At 64.3% G+C, this 2,705-nt stretch carries 4 protein-coding genes; 2 read left to right on the top strand and 2 right to left on the bottom strand.

The window, feature by feature from the left end:
- A partial coding sequence (locus tag ACEN88_RS28750) for a twin-arginine translocation signal domain-containing protein (RefSeq protein WP_413345184.1) occupies positions 1–144 on the bottom strand: 144 nt, incomplete at its 3' end.
- Between the two features lie 78 nt (positions 145–222).
- Positions 223–987 (bottom strand): RNA methyltransferase, encoded by a 765-nt coding sequence (locus ACEN88_RS28745; protein ID WP_413345180.1) that lies wholly within the window; start codon positions 985–987, stop codon positions 223–225.
- 170 nt (positions 988–1,157) lie between these two features.
- Between ACEN88_RS28745 and ACEN88_RS28740 the strand changes: the two genes are divergently transcribed.
- Together ACEN88_RS28740 and ACEN88_RS28735 are read left to right on the top strand one after the other, a co-directional pair.
- Positions 1,158–1,937 (top strand): inositol monophosphatase family protein, encoded by a 780-nt coding sequence (locus ACEN88_RS28740; RefSeq protein WP_413345182.1) that lies wholly within the window; start codon positions 1,158–1,160, stop codon positions 1,935–1,937.
- A gap of 354 nt (positions 1,938–2,291) precedes the next feature.
- Positions 2,292–2,705: DEAD/DEAH box helicase (locus ACEN88_RS28735; protein WP_413345178.1), on the top strand; the 414-nt coding region annotated here is incomplete at its 3' end.

Below are 2,705 nucleotides of genomic sequence, written 5' to 3'. Positions count from 1 at the left end.
GTCGAGCGCGGCGCGCGCCTCCCCGTCGAGCACGAAGCCGCGCGGGGGCGCCGGATGCGTGTGCCGGTACCAGCCGCCGCCCGCGGCCAGGACCGCGGCGGACAGCAGGCCGGCTTTCAGGAAGGTTCTGCGGGTTGTCTCCATGCCTACCCTTTGTATGTGTTTTTCAAAGTGTAAGCGAAAGAACAGGTCAGGCGACCAACTCGGACTAGAGCAAGCCGTCTAGGAATCCCGCCCCGTGGATTTCATCATCTGGCGGGCAATGCCGCGCAGGATGTTGACTTCTTCCGTCTCCAGCTGCGTGCGCGCGAACAGGCGCTTCAGCCGCGGCATCAGCTTTTTCGGATTGCTCGCGTTGAGGAAGCCGATCGCGACCAATGCCTCTTCCAGGTGGGCGTACATGCCCTCGATCTGCGCGACGCTCGCCGCCTCGCCGTGGAAGCCGATGCCTTCCTGCGTCCGGTTCTCCCCTTGCGCGGCCAGCCGGCATTCGTAGGCCAGCACCTGCGCGGCCTGGGACAGGTTCAGCGACGAATACTCGGGATTGGCCGGGATGTTGATCAGGACGTTGCACTGCTCGACGATCTGGTTCGGCAGGCCGAAGCGCTCGTTGCCGAGGATGAGCGCTGGATGCAGGTCTTCCGTCCCTGCCGCGTGCGCAGAAAATTCGCGCGGCGTCCATACAGGGGGCGAGAACTCGCGCAGGCGGGCCGACACGGCCGCCGCGAAATTGCAGCCGTCCAGCGCCTCGCCGATGGAATCCACGATCCGTGCGCCCTGGAGCACGTCGATGGCGCCGCTGGCGAAGGCGACGGCCTCCGGATCGTGCAGCGGGTCGTTGCAGCGCGGCGCGACGAGCACGAGGTCGGAAAATCCCATCGTCTTCATGGCGCGCGCCACCGAGCCGACGTTGCCGGCGCGGCTCGTTTCCACCAGGACGAAGCGTAGACGAGTGAAAAGAGAAGAGACAGTTTCGGTCGGGTTCATTTAAAATAACGCCATCGCGCGGTGACGAGCGTTGAAATGCGGGCAAGAAGTTCGCGATTTTAACGGCTTCGGCACCGCTTTGCTCTTTAATTATTTCTCGTTCAGATCGTTCACGGCGCCCTTGCGCGGTGGGCGTCAGCATTTTTTTACGGAAGCCCTCTATGCATCCCATGCTCAACACGGCCATCAAGGCCGCCCGCCGCGCCGCGACCGTCATCAACCGCGCATCGTTCGACCTCGACCGCATCACCGTCAGCGAAAAAAGCCACAACAACTTCGTGACCGACATCGACCAGGCGTCGGAACAGGCGATCGTCGAAACCTTGCTGAAAGCCTACCCCGACCACGCCATCCTCGGCGAAGAGTCGGGCCCCACCGCGAACCTGAACGACGACAGCGAATACGTCTGGATCATCGATCCGATCGACGGCACCACCAACTTCCTCCACGGCTACCCGAACTACTGCATCTCGATCGCGCTGCAACAGCGCGGCGTGATCACGCAGGCCGTCATCTACGACCCGGTCCGCAACGACCTGTTCACCGCCACCAAGGGCGCCGGCGCCTACCTGAACGACAAGCGTATCCGCGTGCGCAATGCGGACCGCATCAACAAGGCCCTGATCGGCTCCGGCCACGGCGCCGAGCCGCGCGACCTGGCCGAATACCTGCGCATGTACGAAGTCGTCGCCCCGCGCTGCCACGGCCTGCGCTCGAGCGGTTCGGCCGCGCTGGAACTGGCCAACGTGGCCGCCGGCCGCGTCGACGGCTACTTCGAAAAGAACCTGAAAATCTGGGACATCGCCGCCGGTTCGCTGCTCGTGACCGAAGCGGGCGGCATCGTCGGCGAGTTCAACGGCGAGTCCGAATACCTCAACAAGGGTGACATCATCGCCGCCGGCCCGAAGGTCTTCGCCGGCATGGTCGCGCTGCTGAAGCCCTTCGCCTGAGCGGCCTCCCGCCGTTTCGCGTAAAATACGCCCTGTGTAAGTCCGGGGAATGCCGCGGGCCTTGCTGGCCGCGCGGCTTTCCCGCGTCAGGCGGCGTTGTCGGCCTGTCAAGATTGCCTCCGGTACCCACGAGGTGCCGCGCCCCCGCTTCCACCGGTCCTGTCATAAACGACACAGGCCGCGCTAAAATTTCCATAGCGAAACATATTTAACTATAATGTCGCGTGACCGTTGACGTTTGTGTCTACGTTTGCGTCTCGGCGTACCGGCTCCAGTACCGGGCGCCCTGTTGTGTAATCCGATCGGCTGGACTGGCGCTCCCAGGAGCGACGGGCCGATCCCTACCAGATAACTATGTCATTCAATACTCTCGGTCTGTCCGACGCCATCGTGCGCGCCGTCACTGAAGCGGGCTATACCGCCCCGACTCCGATCCAGGCCAAGGCGATTCCCGCCGTGATGAAAGGCGGCGACCTGCTGGCAGGCGCCCAGACGGGCACCGGCAAGACCGCCGGCTTCACGCTGCCCGTGCTGCACCGCCTGTCGACCGACAAATTCGGCGCCGCGCTGACCAGCAAGACGTCCAAGCGCCCGATCCGCGCCCTCGTGCTCGCCCCGACCCGCGAACTCGCGGCCCAGGTCGAGGAAAACGTGCGCATGTACGCCAAGCACACCAACCTGAACTCCGCCGTGATCTTCGGCGGCGTCGGCATCCACCCGCAGATCAAGCTGCTCGCGAACGGCGTCGACATCCTCGTCGCCACGCCG

This window comes from Massilia sp. CT11-108 (genome assembly GCF_047302915.1).
In the GTDB taxonomy this organism is placed as follows: Bacteria; Pseudomonadota; Gammaproteobacteria; order Burkholderiales; family Burkholderiaceae_D; genus Telluria; species Telluria orientalis.
Note: the sequence above shows the minus strand (reverse complement) of the source record. Positions and strands in the feature narration are given on the sequence as shown.